Consider the following 22,363-nt stretch of genomic DNA (forward strand, 5'->3'; position numbering starts at 1 on the left):
CGAACCACCCGGACAGCATCATGACCCAACCACTTGTTTTCATCGACGGCGACCAGGGCACGACCGGTCTGCAGATCCACGAACGGCTCAACGGCCGCAGCGATCTGCAACTGCTAACGCTGCCCGAGTCCGACCGCAAGAACCCGCAGCGCCGCGCTGACGCGATCAATTCCAGCGACATCGCAATCCTCTGCCTGCCCGACGATCCCGCGCGCCAGGCGGCCGCGTCCGTCGTCAATCCCAAGGTGCGCATCATCGACGCCAGCTCCGCGCATCGCACGGATGCGGGCTGGGTTTACGGGTTTCCGGAAATGAGCGATGGCCAGGCCGAGCGCATCGCCCACGCGCTGCGGGTCAGCAACCCGGGTTGCTACCCCACCGGCGCCATTGCGCTGCTGCGGCCGTTGGTCCAGGCTGGCCTCGTGCCCGCCGACTATCCGGCGGTCATCAACGCGGTGTCCGGCTACTCGGGCGGCGGCCGGGCCAGCGTGGATGCCTACGAAGGCGCGGATGGCCCGCGCGGTCCCGCGTTTCAGGTCTACGGTCTGGGCTTGGGGCACAAGCACACCCCCGAGATCGAACGGCACGCCGGCCTCACGCAGCGTCCCGTTTTCGTGCCGTCTTATGGCGCTTTCCGCCAGGGCATCGTCCTGACGATTCCGCTGCACCTGCGCCTGCTGCCTGCTGGTGTGGATGCCGAAAAAATTCACGAATGCCTGCAACAGCACTACGCCGGCGCGAAGCACGTGCAGATCGTGCCGCGTGACGAGGCCGCCGCGCACACGAACCTGAATCCCGAGGCGTTGAACGGCACGAACGATCTTCGCTTGGGCGTCTACGGCAATGCGCAGCACGGCCAGGTACTGCTGACGGCCGTGTTCGACAACCTGGGCAAAGGCGCCTCGGGCGCGGCGGTGCAGAATCTGGATCTGATGCTGGCGGCGATGCGTTGACGCCGATGGCCGCGGGGCCGAGCCATCGGCCGCCGCCCCGGGAACACATCTCTACTTGTCGAGCCAGGGCGCTTCTTTCCAAAGCTGCTGGAACTGCGCTTCGCCCGCCTTCAGCTCTTTCGCATACTCAGCGGGCGGCAAGTAACGCAGCGGCGCGAACATTTCCCGGGCCTTGGCCTGGAATTCCGGATCGTCCACCGTACGCTTGACCGCCGTGACCAGCTTCGTGCGCACGTCGTCCGGCAACCCCTTGGGTGCGGCCAGCCCGCGCAGCGAGGCCAGTTCAAAATCGAAGCCCTGTTCCTTGAACGTGGGCACGTCCGGCAGCGCGGCCGAGCGCGTGTTGCCCATCTGGCCCAGGAAGCGCAGCGGCGTGCCGCCTTTCTGATATTGAAGCGCCTCGCCGACGTTGATGGCGCCGATCGTGATCTCGCCGCTTGCCAGCGCGCCGCGCACTTCGCCTGCGCCCTTGTACGGGATGTGGCTGAGCTTCGTGCCCGACGCCCGCTCGAACCGGAGCATGGCCAGGTGGTCGTCCGACCCCGTGCCCGTGGTGCCGACGGTAACCTTGCCGGGGTTCTTCTTCGCGTAGGCGGACAATTCCGCAAGGTTCTTGACCGGGTTGTCGTTCAGGACTGTGAAGGCGCCGGGATCATCGATCAGATTGCCCAGCAGGTCAAAACTCTGCCAGGTGAAGGCGGTCTTGCGTTCGATGGGAATCGTCAACAGGTTGGGCGTGTTGATGAAGCCGATGGTGTAGCCGTCCGGCTGCGCGCGCGCCAGTTCCGCAAAGCCGATTGCACCGCCCGCGCCCGGCCGGTTCAGCACGACGATGCGCGCGTCACCGCCCAGGTGCTTCTGCAGGTAGGGCGCCATCATCCGGGCCACCAGATCGGTGCCGCCACCCGGTCCGTATGACACGATCAGGTTGATCGGTCGGTCCGGATAGCCGGCGGCCTGCACGGCGCCGGAGAACATTGCGGCGCCCGCGAGCAGGGTGGCCAGGGTGCGCAGCGTGCGGCGCTTGTTTTGTTGTTGCATGGTTGTCTCCTCAGGGGTTCTGGCGGTCACCGCGCCGGCCGTTGTATCTGGACCCGCGCGTGTGCCGCGTTGTTATGTCAGCGTGGCGATACGTTTGGCGGCCAGAGGCCATACCTCCGGATTCACAAGTTGCGGCGGCCGCTCGCCGCGCAGCATCGCGGCAAGCTGCGTCGCCGATGAGCGGGCGACGCTGCGGCGCGCCTCGTGCGTGACGCCCGCGGTGTGGAAGGTGGCGACCACGTTGTCCAGGGCCAGCAGCGGGGCCGAGCGTTCGGGCGGCTCCTGTTCCCAGACGTCGAGCCCCGCGCCTCGCAGATGCCCATTACGCAGCGCGTCATGCAATGCGTCCTCGTCGTGGATGCCTCCGCGCGCCGTCGAAACGAACACCGCGCCGGGCTTCATCGCTGCAAAGGCCTTCGCGCCGATCAGTCCTCGCGTGGATGCGTCCAGCGGGCAATGCAGCGACACGATGTCCGATTGCGCCAGCAACTCGTCCAGCCCGACCGGTTCAGCGCCGCGGCTGCGGATGGTGGCGGCTTCCAGCAACGGATCGTGGGCGATGACGCGCAGGCCGAAGCCTTGCGCGATACGGGCGACGCAGGTGCCGATCTTGCCGATGCCCACCAGACCGATGACGCTGCCGTGGATTTCATGGCCCATCAAATCTTCGCGGGAAAAGCCCGTGTCCCGGCGCAGGCGGTTGTGCGATTCGACAATTCGCCGTTGCACGGCCAGCAGCAGCGCATACGTGTGTTCGGCCACGGATTCCGCGTTGCCGCCGGCCTGATTCACGACCGCGATGCCGGCCGCGGTGCAGGCCGCCACGTCGATGGTGTCGTAACCCGCGCCGCCCGACGACACGCACACGAGGTCAGGGCATTGCGCGATCAACTCGGCGTTGACGAACCACTGGCGCGGCAGCTCATCCTTGGCCGCGGACACATGGTAGGCGTGTGCGGTCTTCAGGCCGGCCAGCGTGCGGGCGTCGTCGCCGGTCGCAGGAAGCACCGACAACGTGATCCCGGGCGTGGCGCCGATGATCTCGTCGAACACCGGATTGAGCCAGAGATCCAGCCTGCAAAGGCGTGCCGAGTGGCGGGGCGTAGCGGTCGTCACAGCACGCCTCGCGACTTGAGGGCCGCGTCGACCCAGCTGCGATCCAGCGTGCCGCTATCGATGTCCTTCAGGACTTGCGCCTCGGCTTGGGCGATGGCGCGAACGCGTTCTGCAATGGCCGGGGCCTCGTCAGGCCGGATGGCCAGCAATCCGTCGGCGTCACCCACCAGCAGGTCGCCGGGCATCACGACCATGCCATCTACGGTGACGGGCACGTTGATGGCGCCAGGGCCGTCCTTGTAAGGACCCCGATGCGCGACGCCGCGGGCATAGACGGGAAAATCGCCCTCGCCGATGGTTTCGCTGTCGCGGATGGCGCCGTCAATCACAAAGCCGCCCAAGCCGCGCTTGGCAGCCCAGCCCACCATGATTTCGCCGATGATGGCGTTGCTCATGTCGCCGCCCGCGTCAACCACGATGACGTCGCCGGGCTGCGCGGTATCAATGGCCTTGTGCACCATCAGGTTGTCGCCAGGCCGGGTGCGCACCGTGAAGGCGCGGCCCAGGATCCGGCGCGTCCGGTGAATGGGTCGCAGGGACGACGTGCCCGTGCCGCGGCTCATCGCATCGCTGATGTTTGCCACCGCCAGGTCTTGGTAAGCCGCGAGCGTCTCGCGACTGGGACCGGGCGGGCAGTCGTGCAGGGTGAATCCAAAATCCGGCATGTCGCCTCGTCTCCAGAGTGATTGTTTGAGGCGACTCTACGCCCGCATATTCCGGAGATAAAGCGAATAATTTGACTGCGTAAACAACGCTTTTTGGAAACGGTGGCAAGCGGGGTCAGCGTTCTGCGCGGTCAGATCATGCCGGTGGGCGCGTGGAAATCCAGGCACGCCTCGGCTTGCGCGCGCAGGGTTTCAAGCATCGGCCGGGTATCGTCACGGCGCCATTGGAAGGTGTAGGTGAGGGGGCGCAACGGCGGAAATGCAGGCAAGGGTTGCAAATGGCCCCTTTCGATCAGAATGCCGGCCCACGCTGATGGCAGGAAGCCCACGCCCAGGCCTTGCTGCAACATGGCTGCAATGCCGCCCCAGCCATTGCAACACTGGTTGCGGCCGGGCGATACGCGCTGCTCGGTGAGCCAGTCGTCGAGAATGCGGATGGCGCCCGAGCTTTGCGGGAGCGTGATAAGCGTCAGGCCTGGCAGGTCGGCCGGGGTGACCGCGGCGGGGTTCGTGACGGCGCTTGGCGCAGCGACCCATTCGAATTGCGCGCTGCCGATAACGCGGGACGCGATGGCGGGGCGGGACGAAGGGCCCGCGATCACGGCGAAGTCCAGTTCGCCTTCCTCCAGACCGCGCTCGACCAATTCGCCGACGCCCACGAATGGCTCGACGAGCAGGTTGGGGTGGGCCTGCTGGATGACTTCGATCAGCTTGGCCATCCACGTCAGCGAGGTCAATTCGCCCGCGCCAAACCGGCAGCGGCCCGAGTAGCTGAGGTTGTTGCTGGCCTGCTGCATGAACTGGTCGGCGTTGCGCAGCAGATCCTTGGCGTGCGGCACCAGTTGTTCGCCCAGCGCTGTCAACGTCGCGCTGCGCGCGCTGCGGCTGAAGAGCTCAGCGCCGATCGATGATTCCAGTTCGCCAATGCGCTTGGACAATGACGAAACCGAAATATTCAGGCGATTCGCGGCGATCGCAAAATTCTTGCACGTGGCGGCCCAGTAGAAGGCCTCGAGTTGCTTTAGCGTCATGGGGGGCGGTAGGCTGGACGACATCGAGAGTGAACAAAAGTGTATGAAAGGCGCTCGATAAAGTCACTTTATTCAAACGGCGCGCGCGCCTATAGTCCCCGGCGATATCGAAAAAACAATAGACGGCCACTCGCAGCAGTGGCCGCCGGAGGAGCCAGACATGTCCGATCCCCTGCGCCGCATGCTCAGCCTGCACGACTTCGAACCCGCAGCCAAAGCGCTGCTGCCCGCACCCATCTACGCTTATGTGTCGGGCGCTGTCGAAGACGGCCAATCGGAACGCGCCAATCGCGAGGCGTTTGCGGAATTTGCTTTCCGGCCGAAGGTGCTGGTGGACGTGTCCGCGCGCAGCACACGGTGCACGGTGCTCGGCCGCGACTATGCGGCGCCCGTGGGCGTTGCCCCGATGGGCATCTCCGCGATCTCCAGCTATCGCGGCGACGTCGTCCTGGCGCGCGCGGCAGCCGAGGCCGGCGTGCCCTGCATCATGAGCGGCTCGTCGCTCATCCGCCTGGAGACCGTGATGGAAGCGGCGCCGGACACCTGGTTTCAGGCCTACCTTCCCGGCGACGAAGCGCAGATCGCCGCGCTGATCGACCGCGTGGCTGCCGCCGGCGTCAACACGCTGGTGCTGACGGTAGACACGCCCGTCGCCGCCAACCGCGAGAACAATGTGCGGGCAGGCTTCTCCACGCCGCTACGGCCCAGCCTCGGCCTCGCCTGGCAGGGGGTGACGCATCCGCGATGGCTGTTTGGCACGTTCCTGCGAACGCTCGCGCGCCACGGCATGCCGCACTTCGAGAACAACTACGCCACACGCGGCGCGCCCATCATGTCGTCCAGCGTGCTGCGGGACTTCTCCGACCGAGGTCACCTGAACTGGCAGCATGTATCGGCCATCCGCCGTCGCTGGAAAGGGCACATGGTGCTGAAGGGAATTCTTCATCCGGACGATGCGCGCGCCGCGCGCGCGATGGGCATGGACGCGATCATCGTCTCCAACCACGGCGGGCGACAACTGGACGGCAGTGTCTCGCCCCTGCACGCCTTGCCCGCCATCCTGGATGCCGCGGGTCCCATGGAAGTGATGCTGGACAGCGGCGTGCGTCGAGGCACGGACGTGTTGAAGGCGATGGCTCTGGGCGCACGCTGCGTGTTCGTCGGCCGTCCGTTCAACTATGCCGCGACGGTGGCCGGCCAACGCGGCGTGGCGCACGCGATAGCACTTATCAACGAAGAAGTGCGGCGCAATATGGGGCTGTTGGGGGTGGTTGATTTGAAGGAGTTGGGCGTGGAGTTCCTGCAGCGCGCGGGGGCTGATGTGTCGCGCGGGCGTTGATATGTGGCGCGGGCGCTGATGTGTTGCGCAAGCGCTGATGTGTTGCGCAAGCGCTGATGTGTCGCGTGGGCGCTGATATGTCGCCTAGGCGTTGATATGTGCGCGAGATCGCCAACAGGTAAATCGCCTGGCGTTGCCTGTTCCGAAATGGGTTTGTCGTACCGCATCGCGTCCAGCCGATTTGGACACCTGGTCATATAGGAATGGGTGGAAGGTGACGCGGGGGGCATTGGGCGGCGATCCTGCTGTGGATAGTGCATTTGACCTAGAATGCCCGCATCACTCTCATGTGCGGCGCCGCCGCCGATGCCGTTTTGCTGCCTCCTACGAATACTGTTCCACCGCATCCGCGCATTGCGCGGATATGCACGACCGTCGCGCTAGGGCTGTCGCTATTCATGACGCTGCCGATACTGGCGCACGCGCAGGCGAGGCCAGCAACGGTCACTGATTCCTCCCCGAACACCTTGCAGCCGCTAGGCGGCGATTTCGAATTGGTAGGCGAGCCGGCTTCGACCCTCCACCAGCTCACGTTCCGCGGCAAGCCATACCGGCCTCTGAACGCGTACAAGTTCGCGCACGTCAGGGCGCTGGGTCCGACCCAGGGCGGCCAGCCGATCCTCCTGGCGGTCTCGAACGATTTCATGGGCGTGGGCACCATCCTGATCGCAGTGCAGAACGACACGCCGCTCGCGCGGGTGCTGAGTCCCTCTGTAGATGCGCGCGACCCGGACCTGGGTCTGCCGCAGCCCGGACGTCAGGACCTGCTGCTGTTCACCGCCGGTTCGCGGGCGCTCGTGACGTCGACGGGAAAGGTGCTGTGGTTTGAACATCTGCAACCCAAGGAGCGCCTGCAGTCGACCCCGCTACTGGTGTCGGTGTCGCCAGACAATCGCCACGGCGCCGTGCTGCTCGACAACGAGATCCGCCTGAGCGTCGCGGACGAAGGGCCGTACGCCAGCGTCGCATTCACCAAGGCAATGCAGCGCGATGCTTTCAAGTCGGCGTGGGACCAAAGCGCCGCACGTGCGCGCAAGGCGCTCGACGAAGGTAAGCATATCGACCAGCGGCGGCTCTACGACAACCTGAAGGCGGAATGGATCAACCGGAATTTTCGATGGCAGGAAGGGAAGGGGGGCTGGCAATTTAGTGGCCAGGGGTTGAAGCCAGTGCCGTTGCCGGTTCAACCGCGAAAGGAGCAATGAGATGACGCCGATTTCCGCGGTCAGTGGGTTGCGTTGGCTGGCCCTCTCGCTCGTGGTGGCCCTTGCGGGCTGCGCAAGCAACGCCGACGTGTATGAAAAACATGTCCGCACCGAAGAAGCCAATCCGGCGGACGTGGTGATGTCGCTGGACGTGACGTTCGCACGGGCACCGGACTACGAGCCTCGTACGCTGGAGTACGGGTCGACGGTGAAGCGCGTGGAATATTCCGGCTATCCCAGTATCGAGGTTCCGTTCTATCAAAAGGGCGTGGGTTTCGACTTGGGCGTGGTAGGGGATCCGCGGACGTTGCTGGCCTTGCCGTATCCATCGCCTACGACGCGGACCACGTCCGCGCAATTAAAGATCTTTGGTGAGCGCCTGGATGCTACGCATTACCGGTTCGTGGTTTTGCCTAGGGCAGGGTGGAGCAGTATGAACAGCTTTCAGGTGTCGTTCGCGGTCAACGGGCGGCGCGAGGCGATGACGTTTGCTTATAGCGCGAAGAAGGTTTGCGAGAGCCGGTTTGATGTGACTACGCCGACTTATGGGTTTGGTATGTCGGTTGCGGCTACGTTTCCAGGGGGAAAGGCGGGATGCTTGAAGGCATGTGACGCACGACCTGGGTTTCCGGGGCAGTGCGCCTTTTTTTCCGGTATTGAGTAAGGCCCGAGCTGGAAGGCGAGCGTGTTCGCTTGCTATTCGCCCGTCGCCTACGCTCGGCCGCTTCCGAACCGGAGCGGCCATTCCGAACAGAGATCGCACAGTGACCGCTATGGAGTGCGCGGCATGCAAATTAACTCGGCTCGTAAAAGATGGCGTCGAGCATTGCCGCACGCGCCTTCCACGCTCGAAGTCCGTTTTTCGATTTCGGGGGCGATGACTTCCACCACGGCGCATCCATAATTCGCTCGACGACTTCATCCCAGTAGCGGTCGTAGTCGAGGTGGGATGCCCCCTTAATTCCGATGTCTTTTGCCAGCTTTCTCTTGTTTGCGCTATCCACGCAAAGAAACTGGTCTGGTCTCTTCATGCCTAACAGCCTGGTGGCGGTACCAATACCGTCTCTGCCATCAGGGAATGCCTTCAAGAATTCAGCAACATAGTTCTCGTACTGCGGCCGTGTCACCGTTCCTTCAAGCGGAATGCAATCCAAGGCCGCGGAAATGTGTTCGGGGTGGCTAATAATGCGGTTTTTAAAAATCCCAGCACCCTTCATAGATCCAAACCAGGCGGAGTTTTCTATAGCGTCATTAGGGATGCCCGCAATTGCCCTCCGGATTTGACTATCCAAGTCTTTGAAGTGCGGCGTACTCAGGAAGGCACTTCGAATTTGGTCTAACAGAGCGAGACGCTCTTCAAAACCATGAGTTTTATCGCTACGCTGGATTTCGGAAAGAAAGCATGGCCAGTCCAAGCTCATTACATGGCTATCTATGGCTGCCTTGGACGCTTGGCTTTCGCCGTACTGATCCATCAGCTTTCGCAGGCTAGGCTGTTTAGCTTGCCAGATTCTGCGATAGTTAGAAGCTTCTTGCTCGGTTATCGTTCTAGCAGCGGCCGCGTAGCGACTAACAATTTGCTGGAGTTCGTTGAACCGATTACCATCCTCACCTGAAATTAACGTGCTGAGTTCAGTGTTTTCGCCCAGTGCGCCGGCAGTGAAGTTCGCACTGCCAATTATGGCCTCCCAGTTTTCCTCGCTCCAAAACAAATAAAGCTTCGGGTGGAAAACGCCTTTGGGCTGCAACACAAATTTCACGCTTTTTGATTGGACGAAATCCTCTAGCACATTCGGATGCGTTTGATAAAAGTGAGTGCCGATGACTCCCGTTCTGATTTTGTTCTTCTTCTCCAACAAGAGGTCATAGAGCCTTGTCGATGACGATGCCCACGCCACCCCAAAAGCGATGTTAGGGTAGCTTTCGATTAGTCTTGCAAGAGTTACCTCAAGTGCTTTGTTGGTCGCAATGAGTTTTGCCATGCCTTTCTTTCTCTGCCGTTAGTGGTAATCGAGATCTTGTTCCCAACTACGACCGTTAGACGCAAAACTTAAGAGTTATGTGTATGGAAAGTTAGTTGTCCGTGTTGCGAGTACGTTTTGATCCTACGTGAATAATTGTTCTCTTGCGGATGTGTCGATGACGGCGGAATGACTGGGGCTCGAATCACATGCCCGGCTCATTTGGCCGAAAGCCCTCATTTGTCACTTTCCGCTGTTAATGAAAGTCGAAGGTCCCCGGCATTTGGGACGTTGGCACCCACGGAACATGGCTTGAGGCTCTAGACGTTCCCCCGGTGACGGCAGGCCATCTGCATATGCCATCCAAGGTCCCGTTCAGTAGCGGAACGGCTTGCGCGAACTCCACCCCGCCAGCAAATCCCCCCAACAACGCTAAAATACCGCCTCGCGGCACACCGCCCGCTTTCCCGGCTTTCTTCAATCCTGCGCCTCGCGCCCTCACAACGATGAAAAAACTGACTGCTGTACTTCTTGTGTCCGCCACCGCTCTGCTCACGGCTTGCGGTCCCAGCGACAACGCGCCTGCCGCTGGCGCCCAAGCGCCGGCCACGCCCAAGAAGGTCGTCGTTGGCCTGGACGACAACTTCCCCCCGATGGGATTCCGCGACGCCAGCAACCAGATCGTCGGCTTTGACATCGACATGGCCAAGGAAGCCAGCAAGCGTCTGGGCATCGAAGTGGAATTCAAGCCGATCGACTGGAGCGCCAAGGAAGCCGAATTGAACGGCAAGCGCGTCGACGTGCTGTGGAACGGTCTGACCATTACCGAAGAGCGCAAGAAGAACATCAGCTTCACCGCGCCGTACATGGCCAACCACCAGATCATCATCGTGGGCAACACGTCGCCGGTGAAGGTCAAGAATGATCTGGCTGGCAAGGTCATCGGCGCGCAGGACGGCAGCAGTGCCACCGACGCCATCGCCAAGGACCCGGTTGCCGCGCAGATCAAGGAAGTGAAGAAGTTCGGCGACAACGTCACCGCGTTGATGGACCTGGCTGCTGGCCGTCTGGACGCCATCGTGGTGGATGAGGTGGTTGGCCGTTACCTGATCAGCAAGCGTGCGGGCGAGTATCGCGTGCTGGAAGAGAACTTCGGTACGGAAGACTATGGCGTTGGCGTGCGTAAGGACGATACCGAGTTGCTGGCCAAGCTGGATAAGACGCTGGATTCGATGAAGCAGGACGGCACTGCCGGCCGCATCGCCACCCAGTGGTTCGGCGCCAACATCATCAAGTAAGCGCAAGGGCGCCCACGGCCTAGACGGCCGCGGCGCCTTTGCCGTTGCAGTTCGCAGCCCGCCGCAGTGCCGCAAGGCCAGGCGGGCTTGCCCATGATTCTCTCTTGCCCTCGCGGCGCGAACCCACTGCATGGACTACGTACTCTCCCTTCTGGGGCCCTTGGCGGAAGGCGCGAAAGTGACCTTGACGCTATTTTTCATCACGCTGGCGCTGGCCGTGCCGCTGGGGCTGGTGCTGGCCCTGGCTCGCATCTCGAAGTGGCCGCTGCTGAGCCGGGCGGTCAATGGCTATATCTGGCTGATGCGCGGCACGCCGTTGATGCTCCAGATGCTGTTCATCTACTTCGCGCTGCCGTTCGTGCCGGTGATCGGCATCCGGCTGCCAGATTTTCCGGCGGCGGTGGTGGCGTTTGCGCTGAACTATGCGGCGTATTTTGCCGAGATCTTCCGCGCCGGTATCCAGTCGGTGGATCGGGGGCAGTACGAGGGCAGCAAGGTGCTGGGCATGACGTACCTGCAGACGCTGCGCCGCATCGTGCTGCCGCAGATGGTGCAGCGCGTGCTGCCGCCCATGAGCAACGAGACCATTACTTTGGTCAAGGATACTTCGCTGATTTACGTGCTGGCGCTGAACGACATCCTGCGCACCGCGCGGGGCATCGTGCAGCGCGATTTCACGACCACGCCGTTCCTCGTCGCCGCTGCCTTCTATCTGTTGATGACGCTGCTCCTGACGTGGTTCTTCCAGCACATGGAAAAGCGCTATGCAAAATATGACCAATAATTCCCCGGCCGGGCTTAGTCAGCGTCCGGTCATGATCGAAGCCCGCAATATCGTCAAATCGTTCGGTTCGAACCGCGTGCTCGACAACGTGTCGCTGAACCTGGAGCAGGGCGAGGTCGTGGCGGTGATCGGCCCGTCGGGGTCGGGTAAGAGCACGTTTTTGCGCTGCTTGAATCATCTTGAGACCATCGACGAAGGCAGCATCCAGATCGAAGGCGAAACAATGGCTGCCTCCGTACCGGGCGGCCGCAGCCAGTACGCCAGCGACGGCGACGTGCGGCGCATCTGCCGCAAGATGGGCATGGTGTTTCAGTCGTTCAATCTGTTCCCGCACATGACGGTGCTGCAGAACATCATCGAAGCGCCCATTACCGTGAAGGGTATGTCGCGCGCGGAGATCGTGCCGAAGGCGGAAGAGCTGCTGCGCAAGGTGGGTCTGTCGAACAAGCGCGACAACTATCCGACGCGCCTGTCCGGCGGTCAGAAGCAGCGCGTGGCGATCGCGCGCGCGCTGGCGATGGAGCCGGACATCATGCTGTTTGACGAGCCGACGTCGGCGCTGGACCCGGAGCTGACCGGCGAAGTGCTGCGCACCATGAAGCAGCTGGCTGACGAGCGCATGACGATGTTGGTCGTGACGCACGAAATGGGGTTTGCGCGTGAAGTGGCGCACCGGGTCATTTTCATGGACGATGGCCGCATCGTCGAGGAAGCGCCGTCCGCCGAGTTCTTTGCCGCGCCTCAGCATGCGCGCAGCCGTGAGTTCCTGGCGCATATGCTCTGATCCGAGCCGCCGCCGCATACCGTGAAGCCCGCCTTGCCGCGGGCTTTTCTATATGATGCCTACCCATGCAATCCGCGCCGATTCCCTCGCAAGTTGTTTCTGACGCGCCGCCGTTGCTCAGGCTTCGAGGCCTGTACAGCGAGCGCCTGGCGCCAGTTAGCCTGGATCTGGCGGCGGGCGAGTGCGCGGCTGTGGTCGGCGCGTCGGGATCGGGCAAGTCGCTGCTGTTGCGGCAGATTGCGGATCTGGACCCCGGGCATGGTGAAGCGGAACTGGACGGGCGTCGCCGGTCGGCCATGCGGGGTTTCGAGTGGCGACGTCTGGTGATGTATTGCCAGGCCGAGGCCGGATGGTGGGATGACCATGTGTCCGCGCACTTCGCTGACCGCGCTGGTGCTACCGCCATCATGGGGCGTCTGGGCTTGGTTGAGTCCAAGTTGGACGCGTTGGTCCATGAGCTGTCCACGGGCGAGCGCCAGCGGATGGGTTTGGTGCGCGCGCTGATGCAGAACCCGCGCGTCCTGCTGCTGGATGAGCCGACCGCCGCGCTGGATCAGGAGGCGACAGCGTTAGTCGAGGCGGAACTGTCACGCGTCCTGGCGGCCGGGGCAGGCATTCTGCTCGTCACGCATAGCGCCGAGCAGGCCGAGCGCCTGGCGCGTCGGCGTGGGCGGATGACGCAAGGCCACTTGGAGCCGCTATGGACGTGATCAAGTTGCAGGCGCTGGATCTGGTGATCGCGTCGCTGCTGGTGCTGCTGAGCGCTGGTATTTCCTTCGCACTGCGGTTGAACCTGCAACGGCAGGTGCTCTGGGCGGCGGTGCGCACGGTAGTGCAACTGCTGCTGGTGGGTCAGATCCTGCGCATTGTGTTCGCCCATGCCGCGCCCTGGCTGACGGCGCTGGTGGTGGCGGTGATGATGGCGCTGGCCGCACGCGAAGTCGCGGCCCGGCCGAAGGCCCGCCTGACCGGGCATGGTAACGGCTGGGTCGGGATGTTGGCGGTGGTCAGCACCACGCTCGTCACTGCGATGTTCATTTTGAACACGGCCCTGCGCCCGGACCCTTGGTTTGATCCGCGGTACACGATTGCACTGGTTGGCATCGTGCTGGGCAGCGTCTTGAATGCGGCCAGTCTGGCATTGGACGGAATGCTGTCGGGCGTGCGCCGCGAAAGGCTGGGCATCGAAGCGCGCCTGGCGCTGGGCGCGACCGTGCATCAGGCGTTTTCGGCCTTGCTGCGCGAATCGGTGCGGCGCGGCATCGTACCCAGCATCAACCAGATGTCGGCGGCCGGGATCATTACCTTGCCGGGCATCATGACCGGGCAGATCATTGCGGGCATGGATCCGGTGGACGCGGCCAAGTATCAGATCTTGTTGATGTTTCTGCTGTGCGGCGCGAGCGGCATGGCGGCGATGGGCGCGGCTTATGGTGCGATGCGCCGATTGACGGACGAGCGGGGGAGATTGCGGTTGGACAGGCTGATGCCGGGAGTTGCTGCGAAGCGATAGCAGGGCGTCAGAGGATGGCTTGCAGGCCTTTGTCCGCCAGGATGTTCAGCAGTTTAAGGGCCGGCCCTGTCGGGCGGGTGTCGCCTAGCTCCCACTTTCGGACGGTCGAAGCGCTGGTATGCAGATGCAGGGCGAATACGGGCTGGCTGAACCGTAAATCTTCGCGAAGCCGCTTGATGTCGCCAGGACTAAAACTTCGGACAGGTGCGGGGCAGATGGCGTCAAAGTCTCGCATTGTGACTTTGTCTATCGACCCGGCCCGGTAAAGCGCGGCGAGATCGTCGCGCAAAGATTCAATGAGTTTGGTCACAGTTCACCTCAAATAACACGCCTGCCTGTAGTGCGCTCAAAAGGGCGGATTCCGTCAAGCCAAGAAAGACCTTGCCGGCGAACTGCAGGGCCTTGTACCCGTAACGGGCATGTTTATGCCGTGCATTTTTTACGCAGGCATTCGCTAAAGCATACGTTTGAAAGAGGCGAAAGAGGCTATCCAGTGGGCCGTAAGTCAGTCGGATTTTGGATAACGGCAGAATGGTGGTGCTAGGTGTCTGACACCCTCGGGAGACAGCCGCCAACTTGTAGCGGCATCTCATAGGGTGTCAGACACCCATCCGAGGACGCAGGCATCCAGAGAGCGCCCCATAAAAAAACCGGCAGCCCCAACGGGACTGCCGGTTTTTCACATGCCCGCCAGCCAGCAAACACTGGCCAGCAAGGGCAGGGGGCTTAGCCGATCGAGGCCAGCACCTTGTTCAGCGTGGCGCTGGGGCGCATGGCCTGGCTGGCCTTGGCTTCGTTCGGCTGGTAGTAGCCGCCGATGTCCACGGGCTTGCCTTGGGCGGCCTTGAGCTCGTCCAGGATCTTGTTCTCGCCTTCGGAGAAAGCGATCGCGGCCGGGGCGAACTGGGCGGCCAGGGCGCGGTCTTCGGTCTGGGCGGCCAGGGCTTGGGCCCAGTACATCGCCAGGTAGAAGTGGCTGCCGCGGTTGTCCAGGCCGCCGACCTTGCGCTCGGGCGACTTGTTTTCGTCCAGGAACTTGGCCGTGGCCTGATCCAGCGTCTTGGCGAGGATCTGGGCGGTGGGGTTCTTGTACGTGCGGCCCAGGTGGTCGAGGGACTCGGCCAGCGCCATGAATTCGCCCAGCGAATCCCAGCGCAGGAAGCCTTCTTCCAGGAACTGTTGCACGTGCTTGGGGGCCGAACCGCCCGCGCCCGTTTCAAACAGGCCGCCGCCGGCGACCAGCGGCACGATCGACAGCATCTTGGCGCTGGTGCCCAGTTCCATGATGGGGAACAGGTCGGTCAGGTAGTCGCGCAGCACGTTGCCGGTGACCGAGATGGTGTCCAGGCCTTCGCGGATGCGCTTGACCGAGAACTTGGTGGCTTCGACGGGGTCGAGGATGCGCAGGTCCAGGCCGCTGGTGTCGTGGTCCTTGAGGTACTGCTTGACCTTGGCGATGACCTGGGCGTCGTGGGCGCGCTTTTCGTCCAGCCAGAAGACGGCGGGCGTCTTGGTGGCGCGGGCGCGGGTGACGGCCAGCTTGACCCAGTCCTGGATCGCGGCGTCCTTGGTCTGGCACATGCGCCAGAGGTCGCCGGCTTCGACGGCCTGTTCGAGCAGCACGGCGCCAGCGGCGTCGGTGACACGTACGGTGCCGGCAGCCGGGATGACGAAGGTCTTGTTGTGCGAACCGTATTCTTCAGCAGCCTGGGCCATCAGGCCGACGTTGGGCACGCTGCCCATCGTGACCGGATTGAAGGCGCCGTTGCGCTTGCAGTCGTCGATGACGGCCTGGTAGACGCCGGCGTAGCTGCGGTCGGGGATGACGGCCTTGGTGTCCTGCAGCTTGCCTTCGGCGTTCCACATCTTGCCGGAGTCGCGGATCATGGCGGGCATGGACGCGTCGACGATGACGTCGCTGGGCACGTGCAGGTTGGTGATGCCCTTGTCGGAATTCACCATGGCCAGTTGCGGCAGCGTCTTGTAGGCGGCGTCGATGTCGGCGGTGATCGCGGCCTGCTGGTCAGCGGGCAGCGACTGGATCTTGGCGTACAGGTCGCCAATGCCGTTGTTGGGGTCGAAACCGGCCTGCTTGAGGGCGTCGGCGTGCTTGGCCAGAACGTCCTTGTAGAACACGGAGACCACGTGGCCGAAGATGACGGGGTCGGAGACCTTCATCATGGTGGCCTTCAGGTGGACCGAGAACAGCACGCCGTTGGCGCGCGCGTCGTCGATCTGGGCCTGCAGGAAGGACTTGAGCTTGGCGGTCGACAGCACGGCGGCGTCGATGATCTCGCCGGGCTTGACCGGGGTCTTTTCCTTCAGGACGGTCTTGGTGCCGTCAGCGGCGGTCAGTTCGATCTTGACGTCGCCGGCATCGGCGATGAGGGCCGACTTTTCGGTGCCGTAGAAGTCGCCTTCGCTCATGTGGGCAACGTGCGACTTGGAGTCGGACGTCCAGGCGCCCATCTTGTGCGGGTGCTTGCGGGCGTAGTTCTTGACCGACAGCGGGGCGCGGCGGTCGGAGTTGCCTTCGCGCAGGACCGGGTTGACGGCGCTGCCCTTGACCTTGTCGTAGCGGGCCTTGACGTCGCGCTCGGTGTCGTTGGCGGGGGCGTCCGGGTAGTCCGGCAGCTTGTAGCCCTGGTCTTGCAGTTCCTTGATGGCCGCCTTCAGTTGGGGCATCGAGGCGCTGATGTTGGGCAGCTTGATGATGTTGGCTTCGGGCTTGACCGCGAGGGCGCCCAGCTCAGCCAGGGCGTCGGACAGCTTCTGGCTGTCGTCGAGGTAATCCGGGAACAGGGCGATGATGCGGCCTGCCAGCGAAATGTCGCGGGTCTCGACCGTGATGCCTGCGGGTTTGGCGAATGCCTGGACGATGGGCAGCAGCGAACGGGTTGCCAGTGCCGGAGCTTCGTCGGTGAGGGTATAGATAATCTTCGGAGTAAGAGACATGATCCTTGAATCTGTTCGGCTCAGGCGATTAACGCGCAAACCCGAACATGCTATGCGGCGTACGCCGGTAGATGTTGTCGAGAGTGGGTTCGTATGGCGGGACGCGCAGGCAAGCCGTCCCACCAACATGACTGCCGCCCGTCCTATTGTTTGGCTGGACCGGCCGGCCGATAAATGGGCCGTATCCGGGTCCGCCTTGGAAGGTGCGACCGCCACGAACCTTCCATTGTAATACCGTGCTACGCATTGCGCCGGGAAATGGTTCTGTTTCTTGATGGCGACGCAATATGCTTATGACAGTTTTTGGGGGACGCATTGGGCGGGGCGGGCGGAATTTGGCATCAAAGCGTCTTCAATCGCCGTTTGACAAAGCCGGGCGATAGGAGGAAAGTACGCCCCATGAATTTCCGCGCTGTCCGCATTTCGCTGATTATTACCATCATTCCTGGAATGGTGGGTTAGCGCGCGACCGCAACAGTCACAAGCCACCCGCCCCACGAGGCGGGTTTTTTGTGGCCGCCTCTGCCGGGCAAGTAACCCAAGCAGAGAAACCATGTCCGATTCATCCTCCCACGCACCCTCGGCATTCCAGGCCGGCGCCGCCACGCCGATGGAGTACCTGCGGCAGATCCTGACCGCCCGGGTATACGACATTGCCCGTGAAACCGAGCTGGATCTGGCGCGTGGGCTATCCGCCCGGCTGGGCAACACCGTTCATTTCAAGCGCGAAGACAACCAGCCGGTGTTCTCGTTCAAGGTGCGCGGCGCCTACAACAAGATGCGCAACACGCCGCGCGCCGCGCTGGAGCGCGGGGTCATCACGGCGTCGGCGGGCAACCATGCGCAGGGCGTCGCGATTTCGGCGGCCAAGCTGGGCGTGCGGGCCATCATCGTCGTGCCGCAGACGGCGCCGCAGGTGAAAGTGGACGCGGTGCGCGCCCACGGCGGCCCGACCGTGACGGTGGTGCAGGCCGGCGATTCGTACAACGACGCTTATGCGCATGCGCAGACGCTGGCGCAGGAGCAGGGCCTGACGTTCGTTCCTGCGTTCGACGATCCCTACGTGATCGCGGGGCAGGGCACGGTGGGCATGGAGATTCTGCGCCAGCATCCCGAGCCGCTGCACGCGATTTTCGTGCCGATCGGCGGCGGCAGTCTGGCGGCTGGCGTGTCGACCTATGTGAAGGCGGTGTATCCCGGCGTGAAGGTCATCGGTGTGCAGACCGAGGATTCCTGCGCGATGGCGCAATCGCTGCGCGTGGGCGAGCGGGTCATCCTGGCCGATGTCGGTCTGTTCTCGGACGGGACGGCCGTCAAGCTGGTGGGCGAGGAAACCTTCCGTCTGTGCCGCGAATATTTGGACGAAGTGATCCTGGTGGACACGGATGCGGTCTGCGCGGCGATCAAGGACGTGTTCCTGGATACGCGTAGCGTGCTGGAACCCGCGGGTGCGTTGGCGGTGGCGGGGTTGAAGAAGTACGTGGAGCGCGAAGGCGCGCGCGGGCAGTCGCTGGTGGCGATCACGTCGGGCGCGAACATGAATTTTGACCGCATGCGCTTTGTGGCGGACCGCGCCGAAGTGGGCGAGGCGCGCGAGGCGGTGTTCGCGGTCACCATCCCCGAAGAGCGCGGCAGCTTCCGCCGGTTCTGCCGGGTGATCGGCCAGCGCAGCGTGACCGAGTTCAATTACCGCATTGCCGATGCGCGCACAGCCCGCATCTTCGTTAGCGTGCAGATTGCGCGGCGCGGTGAATCCGCCGAAATCCTGGCCGCGCTGCAGGCAGAGGGATTCTCGGCCTCCGACCTGACGAACAATGAAGTCTCGAAGCAGCACATCCGCTACATGGTTGGGGGACGTTCACCGCTGGCTGGTGGCGAGCGCCTTTTCCGCTTTGAGTTTCCGGAGCGGCCGGGCGCGCTGATGAAGTTCCTGTCGGCGATGGCGCCCAACTGGAACATCAGCCTGTTCCATTACCGCAATCAAGGCACTGACTTCAGTTCGGCGCTGGTGGGCATTCAGGCGCCGGTGGCCGATGACGCGGCGCTGGATGGGTTCTTGCGGCAGCTTGGGTATGCGCATGCCGAGGAAACGGATAACGAGGCTTACCGGCAGTTTCTGATTTGAATGTTCGGCTGGGCATGCAGCCGGATGATCAGCCGGGCTTCCAAGCGGGCGTCCAATCCGCTGTGTACTCGGTCGCTACTTCGGCGCTATCTGGGCGTTAACTGGATGTCCCGCCACCTTTGCAGCCCGGCTTGCGCGGTAATTCCACGCCGGGCTTCAAGCGCAGCGTCGAGCGGCCCTGCGTTTGGGTCAGTTCCAATGCGCTCGCGCGCCACGCCGGGACGTCGTCGAACGCGATGGCGGGCGTGGCGCTGGAAGCGGATTTCGCGTCGGGCCGTTCGAATTGCAAGGCTGGCAGGCCCACACATGTGTCGTCGAAATCCAGCCGCGCCAGCTCGCGTCCATCGCTCAGGCGCACCGCGCGGAACGCCAGGGGCGCATCCACGAATTTGGTGATCTCGGGCACGTATTGCAGGTCGCCGTGCGCGTCTTGTACGCGGGCGGCCGGCTGCAGCACGACGACCTTTCTGCCCGGCGGCACTGCCAGATAGGCCACGTCGCCGGCGATATCCAGCAGTTTTCCTGGGCCAAGGTTTTGCGCCTTCAGCGGCGCATGGCGGATCATCACGGTTTCGTTCCAGGCCGAGTCCACGCGCGTCCAGCCGGGCAGGCGGGCGTCCTCGAACCGCGTGCTGTGGATGCTGTCGCGGTCCGGCTTGTCGGAAAGCGGCAGGCGCTGCACACGTAGGGAGCCGTTGACGACCTGCAGATGTGCGAGCACGGTGCTGGCGCTGGAACTGGTAAAGAACGCCAGCACCGCATCGGTTTCCAGCATGGCGACCGGACCAGGGCAGAAGAACGCGCGAGCCTGCCGCGCATTGCTGCCAGGATAGAGCAGCGCGCCGACGTCGGTGCCGCACAAGGGCTTGCCTTGGAAGGTGATGGTGGTGGCGCGCGTGGTCTGGCGCTGACCGGTGTTCCAGTCGCTGCGGCTGCCGGTCGCCACGTCGACGACGAGGCCGTGATTGTCGTAGACCACGGCGGCGCCGGAGGGCGCGGCAAACAGGCTGAGCAGAAACGCGAGGGCGCGGCGGGTGGGCACGGCGGACTCCCTGAATGGCACAAGGGGTGACTATATACCGGTGTGTCTGCGCTGGGTGTCTGACATTGATGATGAAGGCCGGTGCACGTTAGCCCGGTGTCTGACACCCGTGTGAGATGGTCTGCACCCTGCGGGGCTGCGGCAGGGGTGTCAGACACCGACGATGCTGAGACTGGCGTCAGACACTCAGGAGGCTGAGCGATCAGCCAGCCCATCCACGTGGATCTGCGCCTGGCCCTGCGGACAATGCTCTACGCGCGCCCGCACGCGGTACACGCGCCGCAGCGTATCGGGCGTCACCACATCGCCCGGCAGCCCCTCGGCTTCGATCGCGCCAGCGTGCAGCAGCAGCGCGTGGTCAGCGTGACGCAGCGCGATGTTCAAGTCGTGCAGCACCACCAACGTGATCAGGCGGTGCAGTCGCGTCTGGCGGCGCAGCACGTCCATGACGTGGAATTGATAGTTCAGATCCAACGCCGACAAGGGCTCATCAAGCAGCAGCAGGCGCGGACGCCGCACCAGCGCCTGCGCCAGCGACGCCAGCTGCTTCTGCCCACCGGACAGTTCGTCCAGGTGGCGGCTGGCCAGCGGCGCGATGCCCAGTTCGGTGATGACCGCCATGGCGTCTTCCATCAGCGCATGGCCAGGCTGTCCGTGACGGCCGGATCGCGCCGCCACGAGCACGGATTCGAAGACGGTCATGTGCACGCCCTTCGGCAGGGCCTGTGGCATGTACATCGCGCATTCGGCGCGGCGGGACGGGCTGGCGTTGGCCAGGTCCTCGCCGTCCAGCCAGATCGCGCCTTGCATTACCGGGTGCAAACCGGCCAGCGTCTTGAGGAGCGTCGATTTCCCGCTGCCGTTCGGCCCCAGCAGCACGGTGACGGCGCCTTCGGCCATGGGACCGGCGCTGGCGTTGCGCAGCACCGGCCGCCCGCCATAGCCGGCGGACAGGGCCTGGATGCGTAGCTGCGTCATCGTCAGGATTGCAGCACCAGCGTGCCGCGCATGTGCTGCGCGTGCGCGGGGAACGAGCAGTAGTAGGTGTACGACTGGCCCGCGCGCAGGCGGCTGACGGGGAAGGTGACGGTGGCCGTTTCGCCGCCGCCCAGCATGGGCGTCTTGGCAAGGATGCGGGCGTCGCCCGGCGCCAGGAAGTCGCTGCTGGCGCCGGCCTTGATGCCGTCGACCATCACGGCATCGATGTCTTCCGTCTTGGTCAGCACCCAGTTGTGGCCCGCTTTTTCCTTGCTGTTCTTGCCCGTGTGGATCAGGCGCACGGTGAAGTCCTGGCAGGTCGCGGGCACGACGATGTGGTCGGGGCCGAATTGCTTGCCGGGACGGCCTTCGACGTCGATGGAGCAAGCGGGCGCGGCATGGGCGGTGCCGGCGATCGTCAGGGCCGCGAGCGTCAGCGTCAGGCGGAATTTCATCGGGGTGTCTCCTTGTTGCGGTTGATGCCGTCAGGCGCGCTTGAGGGCGCGCACGACGATGGTGAGAAAGAAGGGAATGCCGACCAGAGAGGTCACGATGCCGACCGGGATGAGCGCGCCGGGCAGCACGGTCTTGGACGCCACGGACGCCAGCGACAGGATCAGCGCGCCGGCCAGCGCGCTGCCCGGCAGGTAGTAGCGGTGGTCTTCGCCCAAGAGCAGCCGGGCGATGTGCGGCGCGACGAGGCCGACGAAGCCGATCGTGCCGACGAACGACACGGCAAGCGCGGCCAGCGCGCTCACGCGCAGCAGGCTGATAAGCCGCAGCCGCTTGACGTCGATGCCGAAGCTGGCAGCGCGTTCCTCGCCCAGCCGGACGGCGGTGAGCTTCCACGCGTCGCGCATCGAAAACGGAATGGCAAGGACCAGCGCCGCCGCCATGACGCCGACGGTGGTCCAGTTGGCGCGCGCCAGGCTGCCCATCGTCCAGAAGACGATGCCTTGCAGGGCCTCCTCGCTGGCGACGAATTGCAGCAGCATCACCAGCGCCTGGAACGAATACACCAGTGCGATGCCGAACAGCACCACGCCCAGCGTCGAGCCGCCACGCCAGCGCGCCACGCGTTCCAGCACCAGCACGGACAGCAGGGTGCAGGCGAAGGCCGATACGGAAACCGTCATGCCGGCCGGCAGCGCGGGCAGATGCCAGTCCAGCGTGATGGCAAGCGACGCGCCGAACGCCGCGGCGGCCGAGACGCCCAGGGTGTAGGGGCTGGCGAGCGGGTTGTCCAGCATGGTCTGCATCTCGGCGCCGCCCAGGCCCAGCGCCACGCCGACCAGCAACGCCATCAGCGCATAGGGCAACCGGAATTGCCAGACGATGACGCGCGTGCCGGTGTCTGACACCTCGGGATGCAGCAGCGTGCGCAGCAGCTCCGGTAGGGACAGCGAAGCCGGCCCGCTGGCGATGTCGGCCAGCAGGCTGGCGACGATGGCCAGCACCAGCACGGCGGTCAGCAGCACGCGCTTGCGCACCGCGCGCCGGTAGGCGGCGATGGGATCGTCGGGAACAGACGCCGCGGGCGATGCGGCTGCGGGGGCGAATCCGGTCATGGCGG

The 22,363-nt window shown here is 63.8% G+C and carries 21 protein-coding genes; 10 read left to right on the plus strand and 11 right to left on the minus strand.

The genetic code is table 11. The features are described from left to right. Positions 1-20 precede the first annotated feature (20 nt). Positions 21-953 (plus strand): N-acetyl-gamma-glutamyl-phosphate reductase, encoded by a 933-nt coding sequence (gene argC / locus B2W22_RS27080; protein ID WP_175121416.1) that lies wholly within the window; start codon positions 21-23, stop codon positions 951-953. A 51-nt stretch (positions 954-1,004) separates the two neighbouring features. On the opposite strand, the gene B2W22_RS27085 is transcribed toward argC, so the two are convergent. The 4 genes from B2W22_RS27085 to B2W22_RS27100 all read right to left on the minus strand — a co-directional run bounded on the left by B2W22_RS27085 (position 1,005) and on the right by B2W22_RS27100 (position 4,806). Further along, positions 1,005-1,994, minus strand: coding sequence for a Bug family tripartite tricarboxylate transporter substrate binding protein (locus B2W22_RS27085; RefSeq protein WP_175121417.1), 990 nt, complete (start codon positions 1,992-1,994; stop codon positions 1,005-1,007). 72 nt (positions 1,995-2,066) lie between these two features. Then, positions 2,067-3,110 carry a hydroxyacid dehydrogenase gene (locus B2W22_RS27090; protein WP_175121418.1) on the minus strand — a complete coding sequence of 348 codons (1,044 nt, stop codon included), beginning with the start codon at positions 3,108-3,110 and terminating at the stop codon, positions 2,067-2,069. Next, on the minus strand, positions 3,107-3,775 hold the full coding sequence (locus B2W22_RS27095; RefSeq protein WP_175121419.1) for an RraA family protein: 669 nt from the start codon (positions 3,773-3,775) through the stop codon (positions 3,107-3,109). The genes B2W22_RS27090 and B2W22_RS27095 overlap by 4 nt, the downstream gene beginning before the upstream one ends. Before the next feature lie 131 nt (positions 3,776-3,906). After that, a complete protein-coding gene (locus B2W22_RS27100) occupies positions 3,907-4,806 on the minus strand; it encodes a LysR family transcriptional regulator (RefSeq protein WP_175121420.1) in 900 nt (299 codons plus the stop codon). A 160-nt stretch (positions 4,807-4,966) separates the two neighbouring features. Between B2W22_RS27100 and B2W22_RS27105 the strand changes: the two genes are divergently transcribed. The 3 genes from B2W22_RS27105 to B2W22_RS27115 all read left to right on the plus strand — a co-directional run bounded on the left by B2W22_RS27105 (position 4,967) and on the right by B2W22_RS27115 (position 8,014). Next, a complete protein-coding gene (locus B2W22_RS27105) occupies positions 4,967-6,145 on the plus strand; it encodes an alpha-hydroxy acid oxidase (protein ID WP_286940280.1) in 1,179 nt (392 codons plus the stop codon). A 398-nt stretch (positions 6,146-6,543) separates the two neighbouring features. After that, positions 6,544-7,350 carry a hypothetical protein gene (locus tag B2W22_RS27110; RefSeq protein ID WP_286940282.1) on the plus strand — a complete coding sequence of 269 codons (807 nt, stop codon included), beginning with the start codon at positions 6,544-6,546 and terminating at the stop codon, positions 7,348-7,350. A gap of 1 nt (position 7,351) precedes the next feature. Beyond that, positions 7,352-8,014, plus strand: coding sequence for a hypothetical protein (locus tag B2W22_RS27115; RefSeq protein ID WP_218344004.1), 663 nt, complete (start codon positions 7,352-7,354; stop codon positions 8,012-8,014). A 130-nt stretch (positions 8,015-8,144) separates the two neighbouring features. Here the strand turns inward: B2W22_RS27115 and B2W22_RS27120 are convergent, their stop codons facing one another. Further along, positions 8,145-9,332 (minus strand): phospholipase D family protein, encoded by a 1,188-nt coding sequence (locus B2W22_RS27120; protein ID WP_286940284.1) that lies wholly within the window; start codon positions 9,330-9,332, stop codon positions 8,145-8,147. Between the two features lie 485 nt (positions 9,333-9,817). Here B2W22_RS27120 and B2W22_RS27125 point away from each other — a divergent pair, with 485 nt between their 5' ends. From B2W22_RS27125 to B2W22_RS27145, 5 genes are all read left to right on the plus strand, one after another. Next, complete coding sequence (locus tag B2W22_RS27125) at positions 9,818-10,609, plus strand: amino acid ABC transporter substrate-binding protein (RefSeq protein WP_056561484.1); 792 nt, start codon at positions 9,818-9,820, stop codon at positions 10,607-10,609. A 130-nt stretch (positions 10,610-10,739) separates the two neighbouring features. Further along, positions 10,740-11,393: an amino acid ABC transporter permease gene (locus tag B2W22_RS27130; RefSeq protein ID WP_175121427.1), complete on the plus strand. Its 654-nt coding sequence runs from the start codon at positions 10,740-10,742 to the stop codon at positions 11,391-11,393. A gap of 31 nt (positions 11,394-11,424) precedes the next feature. Further along, the gene (locus B2W22_RS27135; protein WP_175121977.1) at positions 11,425-12,177 is read left to right on the plus strand and encodes an amino acid ABC transporter ATP-binding protein; all 753 of its coding nucleotides are present in this window, start codon (positions 11,425-11,427) and stop codon (positions 12,175-12,177) included. Positions 12,178-12,242: 65 nt separating this feature from the next. Then, positions 12,243-12,887: an ABC transporter ATP-binding protein gene (locus B2W22_RS27140; protein ID WP_286940285.1), complete on the plus strand. Its 645-nt coding sequence runs from the start codon at positions 12,243-12,245 to the stop codon at positions 12,885-12,887. Next, a complete protein-coding gene (locus B2W22_RS27145; protein WP_286940287.1) occupies positions 12,878-13,690 on the plus strand; it encodes an ABC transporter permease in 813 nt (270 codons plus the stop codon). Before B2W22_RS27140 ends, B2W22_RS27145 begins: the two co-directional genes overlap by 10 nt. A 7-nt stretch (positions 13,691-13,697) precedes the next feature. Here B2W22_RS27145 and B2W22_RS27150 read toward each other — a convergent pair whose 3' ends face one another. Beyond that, positions 13,698-14,000, minus strand: coding sequence for a helix-turn-helix domain-containing protein (locus B2W22_RS27150; RefSeq protein ID WP_286940289.1), 303 nt, complete (start codon positions 13,998-14,000; stop codon positions 13,698-13,700). 416 nt (positions 14,001-14,416) lie between these two features. Beyond that, on the minus strand, positions 14,417-16,645 hold the full coding sequence (locus B2W22_RS27160) for an NADP-dependent isocitrate dehydrogenase (RefSeq protein WP_175121431.1): 2,229 nt from the start codon (positions 16,643-16,645) through the stop codon (positions 14,417-14,419). Positions 16,646-17,198: 553 nt separating this feature from the next. On the opposite strand from B2W22_RS27160, the gene ilvA reads away from it, so the two are divergent. After that, a complete protein-coding gene (ilvA, locus tag B2W22_RS27165; protein ID WP_286940290.1) occupies positions 17,199-18,770 on the plus strand; it encodes a threonine ammonia-lyase, biosynthetic in 1,572 nt (523 codons plus the stop codon). A gap of 97 nt (positions 18,771-18,867) precedes the next feature. On the opposite strand, the gene B2W22_RS27170 is transcribed toward ilvA, so the two are convergent. The 4 genes from B2W22_RS27170 to B2W22_RS27185 all read right to left on the minus strand — a co-directional run bounded on the left by B2W22_RS27170 (position 18,868) and on the right by B2W22_RS27185 (position 22,358). Continuing rightward, positions 18,868-19,812 carry a hypothetical protein gene (locus B2W22_RS27170; RefSeq protein WP_286940291.1) on the minus strand — a complete coding sequence of 315 codons (945 nt, stop codon included), beginning with the start codon at positions 19,810-19,812 and terminating at the stop codon, positions 18,868-18,870. A gap of 186 nt (positions 19,813-19,998) precedes the next feature. Beyond that, entirely contained in the window at positions 19,999-20,790 is a 792-nt protein-coding gene (locus tag B2W22_RS27175; protein WP_175185220.1) for an ABC transporter ATP-binding protein, read from the minus strand. Between the two features lie 2 nt (positions 20,791-20,792). After that, positions 20,793-21,245, minus strand: coding sequence for an azurin (gene azu, locus B2W22_RS27180; protein ID WP_175121435.1), 453 nt, complete (start codon positions 21,243-21,245; stop codon positions 20,793-20,795). Between the two features lie 30 nt (positions 21,246-21,275). Continuing rightward, positions 21,276-22,358 carry a FecCD family ABC transporter permease gene (locus tag B2W22_RS27185; RefSeq protein ID WP_286940294.1) on the minus strand — a complete coding sequence of 361 codons (1,083 nt, stop codon included), beginning with the start codon at positions 22,356-22,358 and terminating at the stop codon, positions 21,276-21,278. Positions 22,359-22,363: the final 5 nt, after the last annotated feature.

Source organism: Achromobacter sp. UBA4530 (genome assembly GCF_002388205.1).
In the GTDB taxonomy this organism is placed as follows: Bacteria; Pseudomonadota; Gammaproteobacteria; order Burkholderiales; family Burkholderiaceae_B; genus Achromobacter; species Achromobacter animicus.

Bases quoted from the DNA above. Each gene is read 5' to 3' on its own strand.
- argC (WP_175121416.1), top strand. From the start codon at position 21: ATGACCCAACCACTTGTTTTCATCGACGGCGACCAGGGCACGACCGGT.
- B2W22_RS27085 (WP_175121417.1), bottom strand. From the start codon at position 1,994: ATGCAACAACAAAACAAGCGCCGCACGCTGCGCACCCTGGCCACCCTG.
- B2W22_RS27095 (WP_175121419.1), bottom strand. From the start codon at position 3,775: ATGCCGGATTTTGGATTCACCCTGCACGACTGCCCGCCCGGTCCCAGT.
- B2W22_RS27100 (WP_175121420.1), bottom strand. From the start codon at position 4,806: ATGACGCTAAAGCAACTCGAGGCCTTCTACTGGGCCGCCACGTGCAAG.
- B2W22_RS27105 (WP_286940280.1), top strand. From the start codon at position 4,967: ATGTCCGATCCCCTGCGCCGCATGCTCAGCCTGCACGACTTCGAACCC.
- B2W22_RS27110 (WP_286940282.1), top strand. From the start codon at position 6,544: ATGACGCTGCCGATACTGGCGCACGCGCAGGCGAGGCCAGCAACGGTC.
- B2W22_RS27115 (WP_218344004.1), top strand. From the start codon at position 7,352: ATGACGCCGATTTCCGCGGTCAGTGGGTTGCGTTGGCTGGCCCTCTCG.
- B2W22_RS27120 (WP_286940284.1), bottom strand. From the start codon at position 9,332: ATGGCAAAACTCATTGCGACCAACAAAGCACTTGAGGTAACTCTTGCA.
- B2W22_RS27125 (WP_056561484.1), top strand. From the start codon at position 9,818: ATGAAAAAACTGACTGCTGTACTTCTTGTGTCCGCCACCGCTCTGCTC.
- B2W22_RS27130 (WP_175121427.1), top strand. From the start codon at position 10,740: ATGGACTACGTACTCTCCCTTCTGGGGCCCTTGGCGGAAGGCGCGAAA.
- B2W22_RS27135 (WP_175121977.1), top strand. From the start codon at position 11,425: ATGATCGAAGCCCGCAATATCGTCAAATCGTTCGGTTCGAACCGCGTG.
- B2W22_RS27140 (WP_286940285.1), top strand. From the start codon at position 12,243: ATGCAATCCGCGCCGATTCCCTCGCAAGTTGTTTCTGACGCGCCGCCG.
- B2W22_RS27145 (WP_286940287.1), top strand. From the start codon at position 12,878: ATGGACGTGATCAAGTTGCAGGCGCTGGATCTGGTGATCGCGTCGCTG.
- B2W22_RS27160 (WP_175121431.1), bottom strand. From the start codon at position 16,645: ATGTCTCTTACTCCGAAGATTATCTATACCCTCACCGACGAAGCTCCG.
- ilvA (WP_286940290.1), top strand. From the start codon at position 17,199: ATGTCCGATTCATCCTCCCACGCACCCTCGGCATTCCAGGCCGGCGCC.
- B2W22_RS27175 (WP_175185220.1), bottom strand. From the start codon at position 20,790: ATGACGCAGCTACGCATCCAGGCCCTGTCCGCCGGCTATGGCGGGCGG.
- azu (WP_175121435.1), bottom strand. From the start codon at position 21,245: ATGAAATTCCGCCTGACGCTGACGCTCGCGGCCCTGACGATCGCCGGC.
- B2W22_RS27185 (WP_286940294.1), bottom strand. From the start codon at position 22,358: ATGACCGGATTCGCCCCCGCAGCCGCATCGCCCGCGGCGTCTGTTCCC.